Source organism: Paenibacillus sp. Y859, from assembly GCF_056786405.1.
Genome location: NZ_JBXCIZ010000001.1, coordinates 310,797 through 333,551 on the forward strand (window position 1 = coordinate 310,797; position 22,755 = coordinate 333,551).

A 22,755-nucleotide genomic window follows, 5' to 3' on the forward strand; every position below is an offset into this window, starting at 1 on the left:
TATTCCTCTCCAGAGTTGTTCCGCTTGATGACCTATAACGAAGATCAATCGGACTATTCTACTGATCATAAAAGAAGTTGTTCAAAAGACGATCTTCATGACGTTGGAATAGCCATCTCCCGGGTGCGCTTCATCAGAGTCCAATATGCCGGCTTTCACCAATTCCGGCTCGCTACAATATCGGTCACTCCCATTACTCTCCCGTTCAAAGACGTTCAATATACCACAGTATACATCGGTCACCGTTAAGTTGCAACACGATATAACTGAATCATTCTCCTTCAAATTCTAATAAGTATTAACCCTTCTGCTCAAGCTCTTCCAAGGCATTCTTCAATTCAGCTTGAGAGAAATGCTCACCTATGAATACAACGACATCGGGTACAACTCCTTGAGGATTAATCTTCAAAAAGTCCGATTCTCTAAATGCATATTGAAATAAAAATCGGCTGGTTGTATCACTAAATGTCATAACTCCTTTTGCGCGATATACTTCACGTGGTAAATGATTCACTAATTTTTCGAAACCCTGACTATCAATTGGACCCGTGAAATAATGCGTATACACCATAACATGATCATGGGAGTGATGTGAGTGATCATGTCCATCATGACTATGGTCATCTCCCTTGCCTTGATCTTCTCCATATGAATTGTCGCTCTTCCACTGTCCAGGTTGAACATCTTGTCCGAACAATGGAACCCAGTCCACATCACAACGTACAGCTGGAATAATCGGGGCATACTCGTTCCAACTAGATATAATAGTCGCTAGCTTCTCTTGATCTTCTTCACTTACACGGTCAACTTTATTAAGGATCAAATAAGATGCACAGCGAATCTGCTCTTGCATAAGGCGATAAGTCTTGCCTTTCTGAATCTCATATAGTTCCAATAAATGTACGGCATCCACGACGGTAATGACGCTCTTTAGATCTATTTTCATATAAAGTGCAGCTTCCGTTACTCCATCCAAGATTTCCATCGGATTCGCAATTCCTGTCGCCTCTATGACGATTACATCCGGTGATTCTTGCTTAATCAGATTCGATATTTCTAGACTTAAATCACCTCGAATGGTACAGCAAATACATCCACTGAGCATTTCAGTCATGGGAACAGTCTCTTCAATCAATGCACCTTCCAAGTTCACATCGCCAATCTCATTCATGATCACAGCAGGTCGCAGCCCCTGCTCCTGCCAATGAGTTACCATGCGCTGCAACAATGTCGTCTTCCCGCTCCCCAGAAATCCAGACAATATATAAATAGGTGTAACCCGATCTGCCACTTGATTCTGATCCATACTTCTTTCTCCTCCAACTCGTTTCCATCTCTATCAGCCGAGTTTACTATATGTGAAGCCCCTCATGCAAGTGGCCATATTTAATCACATTAACTATTCAGAGCACTGCCTTTCTAGCGTCCACAACTCATGCTGCTATTGCACGCTATTCACAACTTCTTTTCGAATTTCATTAGATAACTCTAATGAAATATTTCCCTCTTTCTTGAATACCCCACCACCAATAATATGTTCGAAGCCCAGTTGCGTAATTGTATTGTCTTTATCAATGCTACCACTTATTTCTTTACTGCTATCTCCAAAAATACTATAGTTGTAATATAATAACTTTTTATTCATTGTCATTTCCGTTCCTCTTATATCAAACCATTTATGATCCGCGAAGTTTTGTAGGTTATTTCCTTTTTGAATATGCGCTTGCCAAGTCACTATTGGGAAATCCTCTTTAAATTCATACAATAAAACTGTATCGCCTGTAATCACATAGAAGCGAAGGGCTTCACCCTCAGGGAATATAAACGTGCTATCATAATCTTCAGATACATACTTTATCTCTAATGGCCTTTGCTCATAATGTACAATTGAAGTGTAGGTCTTGTCCATCGCTAGCTTCCGAGCTTCTCGTAGCGAACCTTCATAAAGAATCTTTCGTTCCTTATCGTTTAGAGGTGAACTAATCGTTACTGCCTTGCCATCCCAATCTACCCTATACCCGTATAATTCTGATAGAAATCGTAAAGGGACAAATACTCGATTATTCTCTAATTTAGCAGACACATCTAATGAAATCACACCGGATTGATTGGGCTTCCCATCGACGGAAGCAGTATTCTTACCGATCGTAAGTATGACACTTTCAGCCCATTTACGAATAGTCACCTTGTTGTCCTTTTGATCCCATTCTACTTTGGCACCTAATGCCTCTGACACAACTCGAATGGGAACAAGTACTCTCCCTTGCTCTACTATTGGCGCTAAACTGTTTGGAATTATATCATTGTTTATATATATAGGAATTGAATCAGCGGCATTTGCTATTGAACCAACACTTAACATGCTAACAACTGCAAATGCGGTTAGAATTTTTCTCATGAATTTCTCTCCTTTGCACATTTTATCTCAACTTCAAGTCTGAACTACAACTTAAGCTTATACTCTCATTACCACTTAAACGTTCGTTAGACTCTAAATGTTCCATTTATTTTAACATTATTTATTTTTAAGTAAGCCAAACTGTTTACAGGCAACGATTATTCAACGACAAAAAACAGAGCACGGGAGCTATTACCAGTCCCCACACTCTGCTAGTTTCACTTCCTATTTCCAAAAGCTAACCCGCTACAATAAATGTCCTAATCTAGCTTCACTATGGTACGTCCGACTGCTCCACCTTGCAGTATAGTCTCTAGTACACCAGGTAATTCATTCAATGAAATTTCCGTTATTCCCCCATCAAGTACCTTAACGGGCTTCCACGCTGCGCCTAATTTAGTCCAAATCGCCTGTCTATGTTCCATTGGACAATAGACGGAATCGATACCGAGCAATTGTATTCCTCGTAGTATAAATGGATAGACTGTACTTTCAAAAGAACCACCGCCAGTTAATCCTGAAAGTGCCACTCCTCCACCGTATTGGACTGTCTTCAAAAGCCCTGCTAAATGAGATCCTCCAACAGGATCAACTACACCTGCCCAGCGCTCTTTTGCAAGAACTCCTTTGGTCGGTGCAATAATATCTTCTCGGCTAACGACGGAAGTAGCTCCCAATTGTTGTAACCACTCACTCTGAGTATCTACTTTCCCTGTACTTGCCACAACTTCGAATCCAAGCTGAGCTAGTATATTCACAGCTACACTACCCACACCACCCGTTGCCCCTGTAACTAATACAGGTCCGCGCTCCGGTGTAAGACCATTATGAATAAGACGTTCCACAGACAATGCAGCCGTAAACCCAGCCGTTCCCAGTCCCATCGCCTCTCTTGAATTCAATCCCTTTGGTAACGAGACGAGCCAATCACCACTTACCCTTGCCAAGCGACTATACCCACCGAAACGTGCTTCACCAAGCCCGTATCCTGTACATAGAACAACATCACCTGACTGAAAGCGTGGGTCATTTGACTCAACAACGGTTCCAGCTAGATCAATGCCCGGAATAAAAGGATACGATTTGACTATCCTCCCCTCCGGTGAATTGGCTAAACCATCCTTATAGTTAACACTGGAATACTCTACCTCAACGGTTACGTCACCTTCTGGTAGTTGATCTATATTAAGTGTCTCTACACCACTTCGAAACCCTTGATCATCTTTACGAATCATAAATGCTTGAAAACTGTTCATTTAAGTCATCATTCCCTTCCTTAATTATCTAAATTATTAATCGTATTCACTAGTCTCTTCATTGTAACCTTCTCCAAGCCAGCATTCAAAAAAGACATCTCCCCCGCTAAGGAAAAATGCCTTTTTCATTTCTAAATAAGCTTATAAATAAGGATTCTCATGCTTAGCCTTCAATACATTCCAGCGTCTATTAACCTCATTTTGGAAACTCTCATACGTAGCTTCATTCTCTGGCTTAAGTAAATGGCGTGTTTTCCCCATCCATTTCAGCCATTCGCGAAGCTCAACCTTTTTATTCTTATCTTCTGGATTATAAGTGATGTTTGTACATCCATGTTCTACCTCATACAATGGGAAGAAACAAGTATCTACAGCTTCATTCACAATGATAGCACCCTCATTGTCATTAGATAACCAGTTCAAAGGACATGCAATCAGTATTTTCCCATATACTAATCCTTCGTTCTGCGCGTAGTATTGAGCTTTCGCCGCTTTCTTCACCAAATCTTGAGGGAATGCCTCCGAACCCGTAAATACGTACGGAATATTCGTTGCTGCCATAATTTGAGCTGTATCTTTATGTTGCGTTGTTTTCCCTTGTTGCTCCGTTCCTAGGTTGGATGTGGAAGTACGGTTTCCAATAGGTGTTGAATAGGACTGCTGTGCCCCAGTATTCATATACCCTTCATTATCATACTCGATAATAATCATCTTATGGTTCCGCATTGCTGCACCAATGGCAGGCCCCATACCAATATCCATCCCTCCATCACCTGTGACCATAACAAACGTGAAGTCATCTTGCAAACCTAGATGATCTAATTCACCTCGCCGCTTGCGTTCCCAGAACATTTCTACAACACCTGATAATGTCGCAGCACCATTCTGGAACAGATTGTGGATATACGTCGCTTTATGTGCAGAGTAAGGGAATCCCGTAGTCGTAACCATAGCACACCCTGTATGATACAGTGCAACGATATCCCCTTCAATTCCCTTGAAGAACGTCTCCAGACCCGAGAATATCCCGCACCCTGGACAAGCGCCATGACCCGGAGCTAAGCGTTTCGGCTTCTTCGTAAGCGCGCGTAACGGTGGAATTCGTACACTTAATTTCCCTGTCACTTCATCCTTCTTCACCGTAATTAAGCCTGTCTTCAAGTCTTCGAACCTCATCGGCTTGAGAACACGCTGAGGAGCTTTAGATGCTTCTCCTTCAGTATGACCATAATAATCAAAAGGAACTTCTACCGTCCCCTTCTCCATTGCCTCAATAGCTAACTTGAACAAATGATGCCCGTCCTCGGAGTAGAACTCTTTGCCTCCCAAACCATATATCCGACTGATCACCTGTGTTGTTGTGTTACCATGTGTGAATAGGGCAGCTTTGATCTCAAGCACCATATTTCCGCCATGTGCTCCATATGAATCTGCACGATCACCCACCGTGATTGCCTTAACATGTTGTAATGCTTCAGCAATTTGCTTCTGAGGGAACGGTCGGATCATATTCGGAGCGATTGAACCTGCCTTGATCCCTTGACTACGAAGTTGGTCTACCACATCTTTGATAATTTCAGAAGCCGAATTCATAAGAAATACGGCTACTTCTGCATCCTCCATACGATACATATCTAGCATTTCGTAATTTCGACCTGTTAATTCCTTATATTCACTAGCAATAACCTCAAATACGTCTCCAGCATTGTACATTGCTTGGGATTGCTGATATTTATTATTAATATAATCCGGTTCATTCATATACGGTCCCACCGTAATAGGATTGTCACGATCTAACGTATTGTGGAACCCTTCTGGTGGCTTTTCCCCTACAAACTTATGAACGTCCTTCTGATGCGCCAACACTTGAACACGACGCTTCTGGTGTGACGTGAAGTATCCATCAGAAGCAATCAGCACTGGCAGACGGACATCTTTGTGTTCAGCTAGTTTGAGCGCGATGAGGTTCATATCATAGACAGACTGGGGATCACGACACATCAGGATAGGCCAGCCTGTATTCAATGCGAAATATAGGTCCGAATGATCACCATGAATATTCAACGGACCTGAGACCGATCTGCACACCAGATTCATAACCATTGGAAATCGTGTACCAGACTGCACAGGCATCTGTTCTAACATAAACATATAACCATTTGCACTTGTTGCGTTAAACACGCGACCGCCCGCCGTTGAGGCTCCGAAACATATACCTGCGGAACTGTGTTCACCATCTGACGGGATCAATTTAATATCATGTTGCCCATCCGCTTTCATCAAATCTAAATACTGTGCTACCTCGGTTGAGGGGGAGATTGGAAAATAACCCATCACATGATAATTAATTTGATGTGCAGCATAAGCAGCCATTTCATTCCCAGATTCATAGACATATATTTGCTCGACCTTAGAAGATGTATCTACTTCTTTTTCATCAATAACAGCCATAACAACTTCCCGCCTTTCACCAATCATTTATACTAAGTCAAAAATATGTTTAACGGTCTGAGCATCTGCTACACCGTCTTCTTCAAACATGCTTGAGAGAGCATCCGTTGGACAAGCCTCTATACATTTCAGACAACCTTTACAATACTGATAATCGATCCCTTTAAGGAACATTTGTGGTCTTCCTTTTTTATCAGGCTGTTCTTCCCACACGAAGCATAAGTCCGGACATACCGTATCGCACTGGGCACAATGTATACAATCCTCTAGCACGAAGTGAGGCATCATTCCAGCGCGTGAAATACTCAGGTTCTTCAGTATGCTATTCCCAGGATTCGTAATGAGTCCTCCCATTGGCTGCGTCTCATATCCAAGAACAGATGTATCTGCACGTACAAATTCCGGCATAGACAATCCTTCTTCTAATGGGAATTCCTGAATGATTACTTCGTTAAATCCGCGTTCGAACGTATTCAATGCGGATGCTACACTCTGAGGATATTTCGTCCCAAGGGATTTGCGAATGACGTCTTTCATCGTATCGGGATCAAGAAAAGGACATAATCGAAACATCGCTCCAAGCATCGCCATATTGACTCGATTCTTCTCCGCTAGCGCAATACCTGTTGCATCAATAACAGCAACCGTGCCTCCAAGCATATTCATAGCATTCTTTAATCGCTCAGGTGTCTTCTGAGAATTGATAAGGACTATACTATCTGCATAAATTCCACTAACAACGTTAACCGTTTTAGCTAGAGCTTCATGAAAAACACTCACAACATGTGGTCGTTCTACGGGTGATGTATCACGTATAGGTGTATTCAGATCACAAAAACGAATATGCGCTTTAACATGTGATCCCTTCTTCTCAGAACCATAGGACGAGAAACTCACCCCATTCAGACCAGCACCTTCAACACCAGCCTCAGCCAGCATTTTACCAGCCAAATTTGCCCCAAGGCCTCCAATGGACTCCAGTCTTATTTCAAAGAAACCCAACTCATTTACTTTTGGCAGATGTTCCACCGACATAACCCCTTTCAGGATATCTTCTCTACTGTTATCCTCTCATTTAACGAGTTATTACAAATTTTAGATATGAAAAAAATCATATTTAGATAAATATGATGTATGCGTTTTCACTCCGTGACATGTCGAACAGCGATACATTTTGCCAATTCCTGCGCTTTCCCGAGAAATAATTGAGGACATCCGTATGACTTCAGTGGCTTCTCCACACAAGCAGAAACGGCTATGCCGTCCTTTTTCGAGGACGGTACCCGTCTCTGCCGAAATATAAGAATTAGAGTATCAAGAGTCAATTTCATAATTACGCAACCCGATTTAGCTGCATCGGCGATTATGAAATTGATTCAAGTGAAACTTATACTTTCTTATATTTATAAAAAAAGCATGTCAGAGATCCTGTGGGATCTCTAACATGCTATCGGTTATACCTTATATTATTATATATCTTCTTCTTGCATATGTTGAGCCATGATAGATTTCTTCAATTCCCATACGGTCTCACTAATATTCGTACGATATATTTCCGGATTCATTTTCCGCAAATATTCCGGCCAGAAGAGATTTAGCTGTTCCTTATGGTGGCTGCGAATCATATCAAGCGTCGGTAATTCATATACTTGAACACCATCCACAAATACGGGCTCTAGCATAGGAATAGCTTCATAGTTCCGTATCTTCTTTTGTAGATAAGAATGCTGAGGATTGAATAACTTGATCGGACCGCCATCACGCGGCTGATCCTCTTCTGGGAAACAAATATAATCCGCTAGAGCCTTACCACTTATACGGTCAATAATGCGATATACGTCTTTCTTGCCAGGTGTAGATACCTTCTCAGGGTTAGCCGAGATTTTCAAAGTTGGCTTCATGATGCCACCCACATTACGTTCGACGAGTTTGTACACACCGCCTAATGCTGGTTGATCCGCCGCTGTGATCAGCTGCGTTCCAACGCCCCAAATATCAATCCGTGCTCCCTGTGCTTTAAGGTTAAGAATCGTATTCTCATCTAAATCATTTGAAGCAACAATTTTTACATGAGATAAGCCCGCTTCATCTAACATTTTACGAGCTTGAATCGAAAGATATGCTAAGTCCCCACTATCTAAGCGAATGGCAGACAAGCTCTTCCCAATAGATGCTAAATATTTACCCGTCTGAATCGCATGTGGAATACCACTCTTCAGCGTATCGTAAGTATCTACTAGTAAAGTCACTAAATCAGGCATGACCTTGGCGTAGGCGTCAAAAGACTCTTGCTCACTTTCAAAGCTCTGTACCCACGAATGTGCATGAGTTCCTTTAGTAGGAATGCCAAACTTTTTGCCTGCCAACATATTGGATGTTGCATGAAAACCTCCAACATATGCAGCTCGAGCACCCCATACCGCCGCATCCGCTTCCTGTGCACGGCGTGTACCGAATTCAAGTAAAGTATCCTGACCTGCAACTTGTTTAATTCGCGATGCTTTGGTTGCGATAAGTGTCTGAAAGTTCATGAAATTAAGAAGAGCTGTTTCTACTAATTGCGCCTCCATCATTCTACCTTCAACACGAATCAACGGTTCATCAGGAAATACTAATGTTCCTTCTTTCATAGAATGAATCGTTCCTTCGAAGCGAAACTTACGCAATTCATCCAGAAATGCAGAATCATAATTCTCTTCTTGTTCTGCAAGGTATTGTATATCCTCTTCCGTAAATCGAAGATGGTTAACATATTGAACAATTCGTTCTAAACCTGCAAATACAGCATATCCATTTCCAAATGGAAGCTTTCGGAAATAGGCTTCAAATACGGCTCTATTCTCATGTGTACCTAAGTGCCAATGCGCATACATCATATTAATCTGATATTTATCGGTATGCAGCGCAAGATCTTCCGTATGCATGATGTATTCCCCCTTGTTGTCTTGCAGCTCATCAACTTCATTGTCAGAAGAAAAGCACTACTAATTCGAACTTCTAATTACTTGAGCTCCCAGACTACCTTTAAAATGCTCTAGTGCCCATTCATGTCCGTGCGGATTAAAGCTAGCTACAGCATCCTCAAACACGGTAATTCCATATCCCTTGTTGTATGCATCTACAGCGGTATGAAGAATACAAATGTCCGTACACACACCTACCAAATGAACTTCTGTAATTCCTCGTTCTTTAAGTAATATATCAAGATTCGTCCCACAAAAAGCGCTATATCTACTCTTATCCATCCAATAGATAGATTGTTCGTTTCTGTTATAGACATCCGCCAAATTACCGTACAATTCTCGTCCGTGCGTACCACGAATATTATGTGCTGGGAATAAAGCCGTCTCCGGATGATAAGAATCATTCTTCTCATGAAGATCAACAGCCATTACGACGAAGTCATCTTGATCTACATACTTTTGTGTGAGCGCAACAATAGTGTCTTGAAGATCAATAGCAGGCTGCCCCACTGGAAGATTACCTTCTACGAAATCATAGGTATAATCAATGACGAGTAATGCTTTCATCATTCTCACTCCCCAATCATTACATATTGGTATTACGTATAAATTGATAATAAAGGAACATCATCCATAAACATGTACAATTGTGCGGAACGCTGTGAATATTGATTAGAGCTAAGTTTCTTGCCCGCTTCATCTTTCACTTCTTCCAGTAGACCCTGCCTACTGCGTGTTGAAGTGATTTTCCGAATAAAATTAGGCTCTTTGAACTCTGGCACAACCGTCTGAATCACTTGATACAGTTCACTCAGGGTGAAATGCTTCGGCAAGAACTGCTTAGCAATCGTCGTCTGCAACATCTTCTGCTGAATTCTTATATAGGCGTCTCGAATAATCTCACGATGATCGAATGCTAACTCCAACTCTTCGAGCGCTTCTTGAATTCCGAACATCCCCACTTCTTCCGCATCATCCGCCGCTTGTTTCTGCTCCAGCATCCATTCTTCTACGAGTGCAAAGAAGGCATTGCTAATAATCCAACCACGCGGATCTCTACCTGGCTTACTGTAAACACCCAAATACTCTAGATGTCCGCCGTCCACGCCCGTCTCTTCCTTCAACTCTCGCTTTGCCGCATCATAGATGGATTCACTTTCTCTACAGAACCCACCAGGTAACGCCCATTTACCCGCAAAGGGCCAAGACTTACGACGAATTAACATCACCTTCAGTTCACGAATCGGTAAGGTCTTCGTAACCGTCTTACGTTCCCGCTTCGTTAGTGTAAACATGACAATATCCGCTGGAACTCCATCTGGAGTGCGATATTTCTTAGCATTGTACGTTTCTTGTTTACTATTATCTTCATTCATCGTCATCACCACATAATATTCTATTTGATATTATCATTATGATCCATTAATAGTGTTTGTCAAGTGTTATGACTTGTTTTCACTTTATTTCTTGATGCCTACGACTCTGAAGCTAGCTGTCGATACACATCCTAATGTTCCTTCACTATCATGAACACGTGCTTCAGTCGTTAAGCTACGTCCCGCTTCATGAATAACTATGGCAGTTACAGTGAGGAGTCCTTGCTTCATCGGGGCAACAAAATGTATATTCATATTCGTCGTCACACAAGCATCTACATTTTTGGCAGCTGTTGCAACCATACCCATGGCCTGATCCATCAAGGAGCTAAGCACTCCCCCATGGACTATACCGAGCGAATTCATATGATGCTCCTTAATATCCAATGCAATCTTCACTTCCTTACTATCTCCAGAAATGAATTCACAACCAAGAAATCCCCAGAAGGTATCTTTCCCCTTGGCAATCATGCTGTCTAGTCCCTCCATGCTAATCCTCCTAAATATGTCTATCTATCTATTTTATCCACCAAGTAGAAACGGCTATGCCGCCCTTTTTCAAAAAGCTTATGCTTCCGATGCTAGCGACACTTCATGCCACTTTAAGGCACACGCTCCGCACGACTTATATGTTCTTATCTTTCAGCAAAAAGGCGCGGATAGCTATCCGCAGCCTTGTCCATACTTAACCACAATTCGTTGGAGGAGCATCTGTCCCCACTTCAACATTCACTTTTTCGGATACCGTATCATGAATGACAGAAATGACCAACTGCAGTAAATAATTTATATCACTTTGACTTTGCTGAAATTCCACTACAACGGGTATACCATCGATCTCATCTTGGAGAACTTCAATTTCCGCTTCAATCTTGGCCACCATCTCTTTATTTCTAAAAGATTCAAAAGCAACAATTTCTTTTTGCTTCTTCTTGATGATAGTGATCAATTCTTGTACACGTTCATGGTTATTAATTTTCATTTCTGCTTGTTGGAAATGCTTCACTTCTTCACTACTAGATAACAAGTTTGCTAATTCTTTCGCTTTAATCATAACCTCTTCTTGGATAACCAAGTCTCGCGTATCATAGGTCAACATTCCATGCTCATTAAGCTTGCCTTGTTCTTGTGACACATAGACCACCCCTTATCTATAAATTCACAGCTACAGACTCTGTTACAATCTCGCCTTTAATATACCATGTTTTCACTTCACTTATTTCCACATTCACTAGCGTTCCAATCAAGTCTTTGCCACCTTCAAAGTGAACTAGCCTATTACTACGTGTTCTACCTGCTAGAACCGCCTCATTATTCTTACTTTCACCTTCAACGAGCACTTCCACGATCTTTCCTTGCATCTTCTCAGTGCTCTTACGACTGTTATCCACAATGGCCTGATTAAGACGTTGTAAACGTTCCTTCTTCACTTCCATTGGAATATTATCCTCCATTATAGCTGCAGGTGTCCCTTCTCGGGGAGAATAAATAAAGGTGAAGGCTGAGTCGAATCCAATCTCATTGACCAACGTCATCGTTTCTTCAAATTGCTCATCCGTTTCTCCTGGGAAACCAACAATAATATCCGTCGTTAATCCTACATTGGGAATCGCCTTTTTTATTTTTTGTGCTAACTCCATATAGCGATCACGGGAATATTTACGACTCATTTTCTTCAGAATTTCCGAGCTTCCAGATTGAACAGGTAGATGAATATGCTCTACCAGATTACCGCCTTTGGCAAGCACATGCACCAACTCATCATCGAAGTCTCTTGGGTGAGAAGTTGTGAACCGAACACGTGGAATATCAATCAAACGCATATCATCCATTAGATTAGCGAAGCTATACGTAATATCCGTGAAATCTTTACCGTAAGCATTCACATTCTGTCCAAGCAATGTCACTTCTTTGAATCCTTGGCGTGCAAGATCTCTTACCTCTGCGATAACATCTTCTGGTCGGCGACTACGCTCTTTACCACGGGTGAATGGAACGATGCAATAGGTACAGAACTTATCACAACCATACATAATGTTTACCCATGCTTTCATACCTTCCCGCTTCTTCGGTAGGTTCTCAATAATGTCGCCTTCCTTAGACCATACATCAACAACTAACTCTTTACTGAATAGCGCTTCCTTAATCAAATGCGGCAATCTATGAATATTATGTGTTCCGAAGATCAAATCGACGAAACCATGCTTTTGCAAAATACGATTGACCACATTCTCTTCTTGAGCCATACAACCACAGACACCAAGTAAGAGATCTGGCTTCTCTGTCTTCAGATGCATAAGATGACCGAGTTCACCAAATACTTTATCCTCAGCGTTCTCCCGAATAGCACATGTATTAAGTAAAATAATATCTGCGACCTTCCGATCCTCCGTACTGCGATAACCCATCTCTTCTAAGAGCCCTTTCATGGTCTCTGTATCGTGTTCATTCATTTGGCAGCCAAATGTATAGATAATATAGTGCTTATCCTTACCGATGCCTCTCAGCTCGTCTGGAACAGCATTCCCGTACAACACCTGAACATCTTCTTTACCACGTTGTTTCTCTTGTCTATGATTGGGCTCTGACATTATATTAATTTCTCGACCTCTAATTCGAATTCTCTTCCCAAACTCATCTTCTGATAGCACTTTAGCATCAGAGAAATCAAAGTACTTGGAGTAATCCTTCGAACCCTTGCCGGATTTTAAGTCCGGTGAGTTTTGGTTATCCTTAGTCAATTATTTCACGTCCTCTTATTTATCTTTAATATTCACAATTCACACATATTTATTTATATTTTTTTGAACATATCAATAAGAAATTATACCACAATACCCCGACCTAATCCATCATCACAATGTGCAAGAAAACCTTCCTCTTCAATCACCAAACCAAGACCAACATCACGATCTTCTGCCTCCCTGATCACCGCAGTTGCATAAAGCACATCTAAATTCGGGCGCATTCTCCAAATACTAAATTTAGTTGCACAGAGGGTATCTAATTCGCTGGAAACCTTCATATTTCAGCTTTCCTCCTATTTTAACTGACCTTTATACAACTAAATCACTCCACTCCACGATTCTCCTTAAATTAAGTGACTTTTCTACAACTATCCCATAGACTTATGTCCCCCACCATAGATAGATCCCTTATCGTAAACAACAAAAAAAAGCAGGAGAACAACTCTCCCGCTTCGATCAAACTCATTATTTAGAAATTCGTTGATTATTCAATTCCAACTATATCAATAGCAACTAGTCAATAATTTCTGCTGTATCTCCGTTATTGGCACCTGCAGCGTTAGCTTCATCTGTATCAATATGCATGTCCAAAGCGAAAGAATCAGAAACACGAGCTACGACATTCTCAAGAACCAATCCACGTTCTCCACCTAAACGTACCTTTAGCAATTGCTTATCTTGAATTCCCCAAGCCTGTGCATCAGAAGTGTGAAAATGGATATGACGTGCAGCAACAATTACGCCTTCTTCAAGTGTTACTTCTCCAGCAGGACCTTTAAGTGTTACTCCTGGTGTGCCTTCAATATTGCCAGACTCACGAACAGGTGCTTTTACACCAATAGCGAAAGAGTCTGTACGAGAAATTTCCAATTGTGAGGCTGGACGTGCTGGCCCCAAAATTCTCACTTTATCAAATTGACCTTTAGATCCAATGACAGCTACCGTTTCATTTGCTGCAAATTGCCCTGGTTGCGACAACGGCTTGAACTCGGTTAATTGGTATCCTTGTCCAAATAATACTTCAACATGTTCTTGTGTGAGGTGAATATGTCTTGCAGAAACACCTACTGGTACTGACTTACTCATACAAAATCCACTCCTTATTTTTTCTCTAACATCTCTTTCTACCAACATCAACATCCATTATACAGCTTTTGTGTTCAAAATAAAAAGGAATCACTCTAAATTGTGACCTACATTCGACATCATTTCGGTTTTTGAAACAAGTTTGTCATAATGTTCAAGCTTATTGGGTATGCCTGACCTCTTTCGCTCTGCTATTCAGCCGATTTACTAGATAGATTATTCTCCAAGTAACTTATAGCATTCCCTGATAACCACGAATCAACTTGTTCCTCCGTATAATACTTCAACAGTAACTCAATCAGACTTGGATACTTGCCTGGATGTTCTAAATCTGTGATCCACGTATCAATCCCATCGAAATCAGATCCGAACATCAGATGCTTCTCTGCTCCAAGCTCACACATATGCTCGATGTGCGGAATGATGTCTCTAAGAGTTACTTCACCATTTCCACTCTTAACGAACCAAGGTACAAACGTTAATCCAATTCTCCCATCTATAGAAACCATCGCTCGGATCTGTTCGTCATGCAAATTTCGTACATTTGGACATATAGCATATGCATTAGAATGCGATGCAATGAAAGGTCTCTCCGTTAATTCGGTCAACTCCCAAAACCCTGCCTGTGACAAATGGGACACATCCAGTAGCAATCCAATCTCATTGCATAATTCAATAAGTTGTCTTCCTTTCTTCGTAAACCCTCCATTCCTTTCTTCAAGAACGCCATCTGCTGCCCAATTCGCATAATTCCATGTCAGTCCAAGGAATCTAACCCCTAACTCATATGCAGTTCTAACATTGAACATATTCCCCTCAAGTCCATCTGCTCCCTCAATAGATAGCATTCCCCATGTCTTGGAATTCGCCAATTGGTTCATATCTTCTTTAAAACGGAGCCACTGCATCCCAGTACCCGTTGTAAGAACTTTATTTCGAAATACATCTATGCCTTTCAATATATATTCAAATCGAGGCTGTCCCCACTTTTCCAGTAAGTAAATAGCGAAACATTGAAGAGTAACTCCCCCAGATTGTAATCGTTCATAGGTCACATCCAATTGACTATCATTCATAAAAGTGATCGAAATATCATCTGTCATTTTGCTAAGTACATCACAATGGAAATCTATCACCGATCTCATCTATGTAACAACCCCCTTCCTAACAAAAAAACTGTTTACCTTAGCTAAAGATAAACTTCACCACTTGGGTAAGTTCAACCTTCTATGCAGGTAAACAGAATTAAGGCATATAAAAAAAGAAACTCATCTTGGCTCAACAATTAATTTCATCGCCGTGCGGTCTTCTCCATCAATCACAATATCTGTAAAGGCCGGAATACAGATTAAATCAACTCCACTAGGTGCAACAAATCCCCGGGCAATTGCTACTGCTTTTACAGCTTGGTTCAAAGCACCGGCTCCAATCGCCTGTAGTTCTGCAACTCCGCGTTCACGAAGAACACCAGCAAGAGCTCCCGCAACCGAGTTAGGATTGGACTTAGCTGAAACTTTTAATACATCCATAAGTTGATCCTCCCCTGGGAATGATGATGGCTCATATCCACATACTAATTATTATTCAGGAAAGTAGAAATCATGACTTATTTTTAATAAACGTATTAACTCATTATCCATTCGTCTTCTTGCAAACGAATCTTCTCAATTTTCAGAGCATTTCCTGTAGACTCATCTATTTGGACAAAGACGCCATGGAAATGCCACTTCCCTGTATCTACTACGAAACGTACTGGAAGCTGTGTTTCAAATTTACGAAGTACGGCTCCTCGCTCCATTCCGAGAATCCCTTCTCTCGGCCCAACCATACCTGCATCCGTAAGATAAGCCGTTCCACCTGGAAGAATAGTATCATCATTACTCTGAACATGCGTATGTGTACCCACTACAAGCGACACACGACCATCTAGATTCCATCCCATCGCTATTTTCTCAGAAGTTGCTTCTGCGTGAAAATCGACTAAGATACATTTATGTTGTTTGCGTAGCTCTTCGACAATTTCATCGCTTTTACGAAAAGGGCAATCAATAGCCGGAAGAAACGTACGACCTTGTAAATTAACGATCGCCAGTTCTTTTCCGTTTGCTTTAATAACCGTATATCCACGCCCTGGTGTCCCCGGCGGAAAATTGGCTGGACGTATCATTCTTGGTTCATCGTCAATAAATTCAAATATATCTTTATTGTCCCACGTATGATTTCCCATAGTAATCCCATGAACACCCCAATTATAGAATTCATTCGCAATGGCTTCTGTAATTCCACGACCAGCAGCAGAATTCTCACCATTCGCAATAATAATATGTGGGTTGTATTTCGCTTTCAATACGGGCAACATAGCTTTAAGTGCCTTTCTACCAACTTCACCTACAATATCTCCAATAAATAAAACGTTAATATCATTTCTCCTCCTTCAATACAAACAATATGAAAAGTGGCCCCAATGTGGCCACTTTTCATATTTACTATTATTTGGCGTATTCAACCGCACGAGTTTCTCGAATGACCGTTACCTTAATATGTCCTGGATAATCCAGTTCATTCTCAATCATCTTCGTAATATCACGTGCTAGTCGGAATGATTCCGCATCATCAATTTTCTCAGGGTGAACCATCACGCGCACTTCGCGACCCGCTTGGATCGCAAATGATTTCTCAACACCTTCAAATGACTCAGCGATTTCTTCCAACTTCTCAAGACGCTTAATGTAAGTCTCCAATGTCTCTCTACGCGCTCCCGGTCTGGCAGCTGACAAAGCATCTGCTGCACCAACCAACATAGCGATGACCGAAGTTGCTTCGACATCTCCATGGTGAGAAGCAATACTGTTGATAACCACTGGATGTTCCTTGTATTTCTTCGCTAGTTCCACGCCAATTTCGACATGTGATCCTTCCACTTCATGATCCAGCGCTTTACCGATATCATGTAATAATCCGGCACGTTTCGCCAATACGATGTCTACCCCAAGCTCTCCTGCCATTAATCCTGCTAGATAAGCTACCTCCATCGAGTGCTTCAGAACGTTCTGACCATAGCTTGTACGGAATTTCAACCGACCCATAATCTTAATAAGGTCAGGATGTAATCCATGAACACCTACCTCAAAGGTCGCTTGTTCACCATACTCACGAATCCGTTCATCTACTTCTTTACGAGATTTCTCCACCATTTCCTCAATACGTGCAGGATGAATTCGTCCATCAGCAACCAATTTTTCTAGCGCTGTACGGGCAATTTCACGACGGATTGGATCAAATCCTGAAAGAATAACAGCTTCTGGCGTATCATCGATAATAAGATCAATACCAGTAAGTGTTTCAAGAGCACGAATATTACGACCTTCTCGTCCAATAATTCGTCCCTTCATTTCCTCATTTGGTAGTGTTACAACAGAAACTGTTGTTTCCGCTACATGATCAGCAGCACAGCGCTGGATAGCTAGAGTAATAATCTCACGCGATTTCTTATCTGCTTCTTCCTTGGCTTGGCTCTCAATATCTTTAATCATTTGCGCTGTTTCGTGACGTACCTCATGCTCTACATTGGTTAGAATAATTCCCTTCGCTTCCTCAGTAGTTAAATTTGAGATTCGTTCTAATTCTGTTACTTGACTCATGTAAATCATATCAATTTGTTGTTGAGTTTCTTCAATTCGTTTCTCTTTGTTGGCCACTTGCTCTTCTTTACGTTCTGATGCATCCATTTTTTTATCCAATGATTCTTCTTTTTGCAACAATCTACGTTCTTGCCGTTGAATTTCATTACGGCGTTCACGAGTTTCCTTTTCAGCTTCGGACCGAATTCTATGGACTTCATCCTTAGCTTCTAGTACCGTTTCTTTCTTCACTGCTTCTGCTTCCTTCTTCGCGCTCTCCACGATTTGAACGGCAGCTTCTTCAGCACTGGAAATCTTAGCTTCTGCAATAGACTTTCGAATAAAAAAACCTACGAACCCAAAGATTACGGCTACGAAGAGAACGATCAAGACCCAAATCCAGGTTTCTATCATTCTGTTCACCCTCCTCGTTTGTTCCTCCAAGGAATCCTTGGAATTTTCTACAGTTGTTATTCATTAACTCATGCCATCATACTACGAACCTGCTATTACTTCTAACATACTGTACGTACTAACCATGTACAATGTCCGCCAACCACTGGCGTTAAATTCATTCATAGGAACTAGCAAAATCAATATTTTTCATAGAAAGAACCTCTTTTGGAAGGAAAAAGATTCCCTATGCGAATATAGACTCTTTTTCATTTTAGTATTTGTGAAAAGATATTGTCAAGGGAATGCGTCGTAATCCCATATATTCTTATTTATTCGAATACATAATCATCATCCACATCTTGTAAATCCTCTTCTTGTATCACTACATTCAGCACACGTCTAACTTGCTCACCCGAGAAACCGCGCCGCATCAGATAAGATCCTACCTTGCGTTTCTTATCTAACGTCTCACCTTTGGTCTGACTCCACTTCTTTCTACCAAGAACAAGTGCACTCTCATATTCTTGTTCAGGACTTATCCCTTCAAGCGCTTCCGTAATAAGTGTTTTATCTATACCCTTTTGCCTTAACTCATGTCTCACCCACGCTTTACCCTTCCGCTGGCTCGTAATCCGCTGCTCTGCCCACTGTTGAGCATACAGAGCATCATTTACTAAGCCTTCGCGACTTAATCGCTCTAGCACGTCCCCAATGACCTCAAGCGAGGTTTCCTTCTCTTGAAGTCTCTTCTGTATTTCGTTACGAGTACGTGACTTTCTCTCTAAATATTTCAATGCATGAACATAAGCTATTTGCTTCTCATTAGACAGTACAATTTCTTCTAATTCATGTTTCCAGAAAGTATTCCCTTTCACCATTCTATACTTGATCATAACATCTTCATGAACCGAGAGAACATAAGATCCGAAAGATATTAAGTACCTATATCTCTGCTTCGGTTCACGCTCCACTCCCGTAATGAGCAATTCTTGATCCGCAGGAAAATGGGAAATCGCACTACTTACATCTTCTTCACAATAAACGTCATTATTCAAGTCATCCATGAGTTCACTTACTCACCCTTCCTTAAGAAATTCATCCCCAAACAAACCAAAAGGCACCCCATGTAATTATATTACGGGCGCCCTTCATGTCATAATAACTTAGATCACTACAATACCAAGCCTATTCCATTTCCAACAGTTCTTTCTCTTCCAACTCATCTTCCTCTTTCTCTTTCGCATCTGGAGGAGTCACTACATTCGTTAAATTGCTAGCTTCCCGAATTCTCTTCTCAATAGTGTCTGATATCTCAGAATGATCCTTTAGGAATTGCTTCGCATTCTCTCGACCTTGGCCTAAGCGTTCACCTTCATAGGAGAACCAAGCACCGCTCTTGTTTATGATATCCATATCCACACCGATATCAACAATGCCGCCTTCCTTGGAAATACCTAAACCATACATCATATCAACGTCAGCCTGCTTAAATGGTGGCGCTACCTTGTTCTTAACGACTTTAATCTTAGTGCGATTACCAACAATGTCGTTTCCGTTCTTAATACTCTCTACTCGACGTACATCCAAACGGATCGAGGAATAGAACTTCAAGGCCCGTCCACCCGGAGTCGTCTCAGGATTACCAAACATAACCCCGATCTTCTCGCGCAACTGATTGATAAAGATCGCAGTCGTATTAGATTTACTAATTACCCCTGATAACTTCCGCAAAGCCTGAGACATCAGACGGGCTTGTAAACCCATATGGGAATCGCCCATGTCTCCTTCAATTTCTGCCTTTGGTACTAAGGCCGCAACAGAGTCAATGACAATGATGTCCACTGCACCACTACGCACCAATGCTTCTACAATTTCTAATGCTTGCTCTCCCGTATCTGGTTGCGATAGAAGCAGTTCATCAATATTAACACCTAGATTAGCAGCATATTTAGGATCTAACGCATGTTCCGCATCAATGAAAGCCGCTGTTCCACCAACCTTCTGAGCCTCAGCGATCGCATGTAGAGCTACAGTCGTCTTACCAGAAGATTCTGGACCATACACTTCAATAATACGGCCTTTTGGAAATCCACCCACACCAAGAGCAATATCCAAAGCTAAAGATCCGCTGGAAGTAACCCCCACTTGCATGTGTGTTGATTCACCTAATTTCATAATGGAACCTTTACCGAATTGTTTCTCTATTTGACGAAGCGCTACATCCAGCGCCGCACGACGATCTGACAATTGACTCACATCCTTCAATATTTATAATATTATGATACCTTGTTTTAGAACGTTTGCCAAGCATTTTTTCGAACATACATTCGTTTTTTAATCAGGTCAACACTCCTTCCTTTTTGATACGGGTCCGATACAATAGAAAAAGAACCGTAGCAAAATACGTATTTCGCTACGGTTCTTCCGTTATGAGATTAGTATACTACTACCCATATCAATCATTCAACTGTCTTGCTGAATTTTATCGCTTTGCATAATTTTCAACCACAATCGATACAATAGATTTTTGACCGTACGAATCCGAATAGACTCCCGATTTCCACTTAAACGTAGCTCATGCACCTCTGTCTTCTTCCCACGTTCAGCAAGTGCAATGTATACGAGACCTACCGGTTTGCGCTCAGAGTACCCTGGACCTGCTACCCCAGTAATCGATAAACCAAAATTAGTATCCGCAATCATTCTAACTTGTTCTGCAAGCACTTGTGCTACCTCTGCACTTACAGCACCAGGCGCCTCATCTCCATCCAACAAATCATGAGGAACGTTCAGTAATTTTTCTTTCAACTGATTGGAATAGCATACAATACCACCTAAGAACATCGTCGCACTGCCAGGTACCGATGTAATTCTCTCCATCAAAAGTCCACCAGTACAACTCTCCGCTACACTTAGTGTCATCCTATGATCCGCCATTAGATCAACAATTGCTTTCTCAATAGGTATATCTTCAGTCGCATATAAATGATTAGGAAGTAACGAGCGAATTTGTTCTTCTGTTGCGTCCAACTTGATCTTGGCTTCCTTCTCACTTTGAGCCTTCGTTGAAATCCGCACCGTAACCTCTCCCTCTTTAGCATAAGGAGCAATCGTCGGGTCACTTTGATTCTGAATTAAATCCAATAGTCGTTCCTCTAACGCAGATTCACCAATACCAGCGAACTTTAACATAGTAGAATAAATAGGCATTTCATTCGTAAGAGCATGCCGCAATAACCATGGCTTAGCCTCTTCATGGAACATTGGGGCCATTTCCTTAGGTGGTCCAGGAAGAATAATATAGTACTTACCCTCATGCGATAAGGCATTACCAACAGCAAGTCCTGTAGGGTTAGCAAGGGGTGTACTTCCTTCAACTACCGTCGCCTGCCGCCGATTATTCTCGGTCATATGCGCACCGCGACTATTGAAGAAATTCTCAACATGATCCATAGCAAGCCGGTCTATATGTAATTCTCGTCCTAGTAATGCTGCCAGTGCATCCTTAGTTAGGTCATCTTGTGTAGGACCAATACCACCTGTTAATACAATAATGTCCGCCCGCTGACTCGCCAATGCAATCGATTCTTGTAACCTCGCTAAATTATCACCAACGACGGTTTGAAAATACACATCAATTCCTAATGTAGCTAGTTCTTGCGACAGGTACTGGGCATTTGTATTTACAATCTGTCCCAACAACAATTCTGTTCCTACTGCGATAATCTCTGCCTTCATTTCAGAAAAACCTCCACTTCGTGTCGAATCAGCCTGAACCCTTTACTAAAATTTGAAAGAAAAGACAATAGGATAATATCCTACTGCCCTAATAAAGTACTTATTATATACGCTGTTAGCTGTTAGACAAATTAAGTATCTTTTTATTCTTAACGAAATAATCAATCCCTGAGTATAGTGTGATCAGGCCAGCAGCCCAAGTCGCTATGACGTCAAAAGGAAGGGATATAAAAACAAAAGGAAAATTGTTAATTAGCATAGCTATAATCGCTACGATCTGAACAACTGTTTTAATCTTCCCCCAACTACTAGCTGCAACAACCTTACCCTGGAGCAGAGCAATTTGACGAAGTCCTGTCACTGCAAATTCCCTACTAATAATAATAATGACAATCCAGCTCTCACATTTCCCCATTTGTACTAAAGAAATCAGAATAGCTGCTACAAGCAATTTATCTGCTAATGGATCAAGCAACTTCCCTAGATCTGTTACCAAATTTCTCTTACGTGCGAGATAGCCGTCAATCCCATCGGTGCTGGCAGCAATAATAAAGATGACAACAGCAACCAGTTGGTTAAAGGGCAACTCGTAAGAACGCCACACGATTGGATCTGGATAAAAACTAAAATCAACTAATAAAAATACCATCATAACGGGAATTAGACAAATTCTAGCTACCGTAATACGATTCGGTAAATTCACAGGATGACCTCCCTGTAAACC

21 protein-coding genes and 1 other annotated feature (1 of these 22 cut by a window edge) are annotated in these 22,755 nt (G+C 41.4%); all 21 genes read right to left on the minus strand.

Annotated elements, in window-relative coordinates:
- Window positions 1-218, minus strand: a binding site (T-box leader) (it extends 61 nt beyond the left edge of the window).
- Between the two features lie 80 nt (window positions 219-298).
- On the minus strand, window positions 299-1,306 hold the full coding sequence (locus tag AC1TO8_RS01515) for a CobW family GTP-binding protein (protein ID WP_482053854.1): 1,008 nt from the start codon (window positions 1,304-1,306) through the stop codon (window positions 299-301).
- 135 nt (window positions 1,307-1,441) lie between these two features.
- A complete protein-coding gene (locus AC1TO8_RS01520; RefSeq protein WP_482053855.1) occupies window positions 1,442-2,398 on the minus strand; it encodes a copper amine oxidase N-terminal domain-containing protein in 957 nt (318 codons plus the stop codon).
- 260 nt (window positions 2,399-2,658) lie between these two features.
- The gene (locus tag AC1TO8_RS01525) at window positions 2,659-3,633 is read right to left on the minus strand and encodes an acrylyl-CoA reductase family protein (RefSeq protein ID WP_482053856.1); all 975 of its coding nucleotides are present in this window, start codon (window positions 3,631-3,633) and stop codon (window positions 2,659-2,661) included.
- Between the two features lie 162 nt (window positions 3,634-3,795).
- The gene (locus AC1TO8_RS01530) at window positions 3,796-6,105 is read right to left on the minus strand and encodes a thiamine pyrophosphate-dependent enzyme (protein WP_482053857.1); all 2,310 of its coding nucleotides are present in this window, start codon (window positions 6,103-6,105) and stop codon (window positions 3,796-3,798) included.
- Between the two features lie 27 nt (window positions 6,106-6,132).
- Window positions 6,133-7,134: a 2-oxoacid:acceptor oxidoreductase family protein gene (locus AC1TO8_RS01535; RefSeq protein ID WP_482053858.1), complete on the minus strand. Its 1,002-nt coding sequence runs from the start codon at window positions 7,132-7,134 to the stop codon at window positions 6,133-6,135.
- A gap of 440 nt (window positions 7,135-7,574) precedes the next feature.
- Window positions 7,575-9,029, minus strand: a complete 1,455-nt coding sequence (locus tag AC1TO8_RS01540; RefSeq protein ID WP_482053859.1) for a nicotinate phosphoribosyltransferase — start codon at window positions 9,027-9,029, stop codon at window positions 7,575-7,577.
- Window positions 9,030-9,089: 60 nt separating this feature from the next.
- Window positions 9,090-9,635 (minus strand): cysteine hydrolase family protein, encoded by a 546-nt coding sequence (locus tag AC1TO8_RS01545; protein ID WP_482054475.1) that lies wholly within the window; start codon window positions 9,633-9,635, stop codon window positions 9,090-9,092.
- 32 nt (window positions 9,636-9,667) lie between these two features.
- Window positions 9,668-10,450, minus strand: a complete 783-nt coding sequence (locus tag AC1TO8_RS01550; protein WP_482053860.1) for an NUDIX domain-containing protein — start codon at window positions 10,448-10,450, stop codon at window positions 9,668-9,670.
- A gap of 78 nt (window positions 10,451-10,528) precedes the next feature.
- Window positions 10,529-10,933, minus strand: coding sequence for a PaaI family thioesterase (locus AC1TO8_RS01555; protein WP_482053861.1), 405 nt, complete (start codon window positions 10,931-10,933; stop codon window positions 10,529-10,531).
- Window positions 10,934-11,129: 196 nt separating this feature from the next.
- On the minus strand, window positions 11,130-11,543 hold the full coding sequence (locus AC1TO8_RS01560; protein ID WP_482054476.1) for a YlbF/YmcA family competence regulator: 414 nt from the start codon (window positions 11,541-11,543) through the stop codon (window positions 11,130-11,132).
- Window positions 11,544-11,595: 52 nt separating this feature from the next.
- Complete coding sequence (gene miaB, locus AC1TO8_RS01565) at window positions 11,596-13,185, minus strand: tRNA (N6-isopentenyl adenosine(37)-C2)-methylthiotransferase MiaB (RefSeq protein WP_482053862.1); 1,590 nt, start codon at window positions 13,183-13,185, stop codon at window positions 11,596-11,598.
- A gap of 83 nt (window positions 13,186-13,268) precedes the next feature.
- The gene (locus AC1TO8_RS01570; RefSeq protein ID WP_482053863.1) at window positions 13,269-13,469 is read right to left on the minus strand and encodes a hypothetical protein; all 201 of its coding nucleotides are present in this window, start codon (window positions 13,467-13,469) and stop codon (window positions 13,269-13,271) included.
- 235 nt (window positions 13,470-13,704) lie between these two features.
- Window positions 13,705-14,277 (minus strand): phosphate propanoyltransferase, encoded by a 573-nt coding sequence (gene pduL, locus AC1TO8_RS01575; protein WP_482053864.1) that lies wholly within the window; start codon window positions 14,275-14,277, stop codon window positions 13,705-13,707.
- A gap of 191 nt (window positions 14,278-14,468) precedes the next feature.
- Complete coding sequence (locus AC1TO8_RS01580; RefSeq protein ID WP_482053865.1) at window positions 14,469-15,422, minus strand: dipeptidase; 954 nt, start codon at window positions 15,420-15,422, stop codon at window positions 14,469-14,471.
- Window positions 15,423-15,545: 123 nt separating this feature from the next.
- Window positions 15,546-15,806, minus strand: a complete 261-nt coding sequence (locus AC1TO8_RS01585; RefSeq protein WP_068655598.1) for a stage V sporulation protein S — start codon at window positions 15,804-15,806, stop codon at window positions 15,546-15,548.
- Between the two features lie 95 nt (window positions 15,807-15,901).
- Window positions 15,902-16,696 carry a TIGR00282 family metallophosphoesterase gene (locus AC1TO8_RS01590; protein ID WP_482054477.1) on the minus strand — a complete coding sequence of 265 codons (795 nt, stop codon included), beginning with the start codon at window positions 16,694-16,696 and terminating at the stop codon, window positions 15,902-15,904.
- A 70-nt stretch (window positions 16,697-16,766) separates the two neighbouring features.
- Window positions 16,767-18,311 (minus strand): ribonuclease Y, encoded by a 1,545-nt coding sequence (gene rny, locus AC1TO8_RS01595; RefSeq protein WP_482053866.1) that lies wholly within the window; start codon window positions 18,309-18,311, stop codon window positions 16,767-16,769.
- Window positions 18,312-18,622: 311 nt separating this feature from the next.
- The gene (locus AC1TO8_RS01600) at window positions 18,623-19,357 is read right to left on the minus strand and encodes a regulatory protein RecX (RefSeq protein WP_482053867.1); all 735 of its coding nucleotides are present in this window, start codon (window positions 19,355-19,357) and stop codon (window positions 18,623-18,625) included.
- Between the two features lie 121 nt (window positions 19,358-19,478).
- Window positions 19,479-20,540 (minus strand): recombinase RecA, encoded by a 1,062-nt coding sequence (recA, locus tag AC1TO8_RS01605; RefSeq protein ID WP_482053868.1) that lies wholly within the window; start codon window positions 20,538-20,540, stop codon window positions 19,479-19,481.
- 216 nt (window positions 20,541-20,756) lie between these two features.
- Window positions 20,757-22,031 (minus strand): competence/damage-inducible protein A, encoded by a 1,275-nt coding sequence (locus AC1TO8_RS01610; protein ID WP_482053869.1) that lies wholly within the window; start codon window positions 22,029-22,031, stop codon window positions 20,757-20,759.
- A 115-nt stretch (window positions 22,032-22,146) separates the two neighbouring features.
- Window positions 22,147-22,734, minus strand: coding sequence for a CDP-diacylglycerol--glycerol-3-phosphate 3-phosphatidyltransferase (pgsA, locus tag AC1TO8_RS01615; protein WP_482053870.1), 588 nt, complete (start codon window positions 22,732-22,734; stop codon window positions 22,147-22,149).
- Window positions 22,735-22,755: the final 21 nt, after the last annotated feature.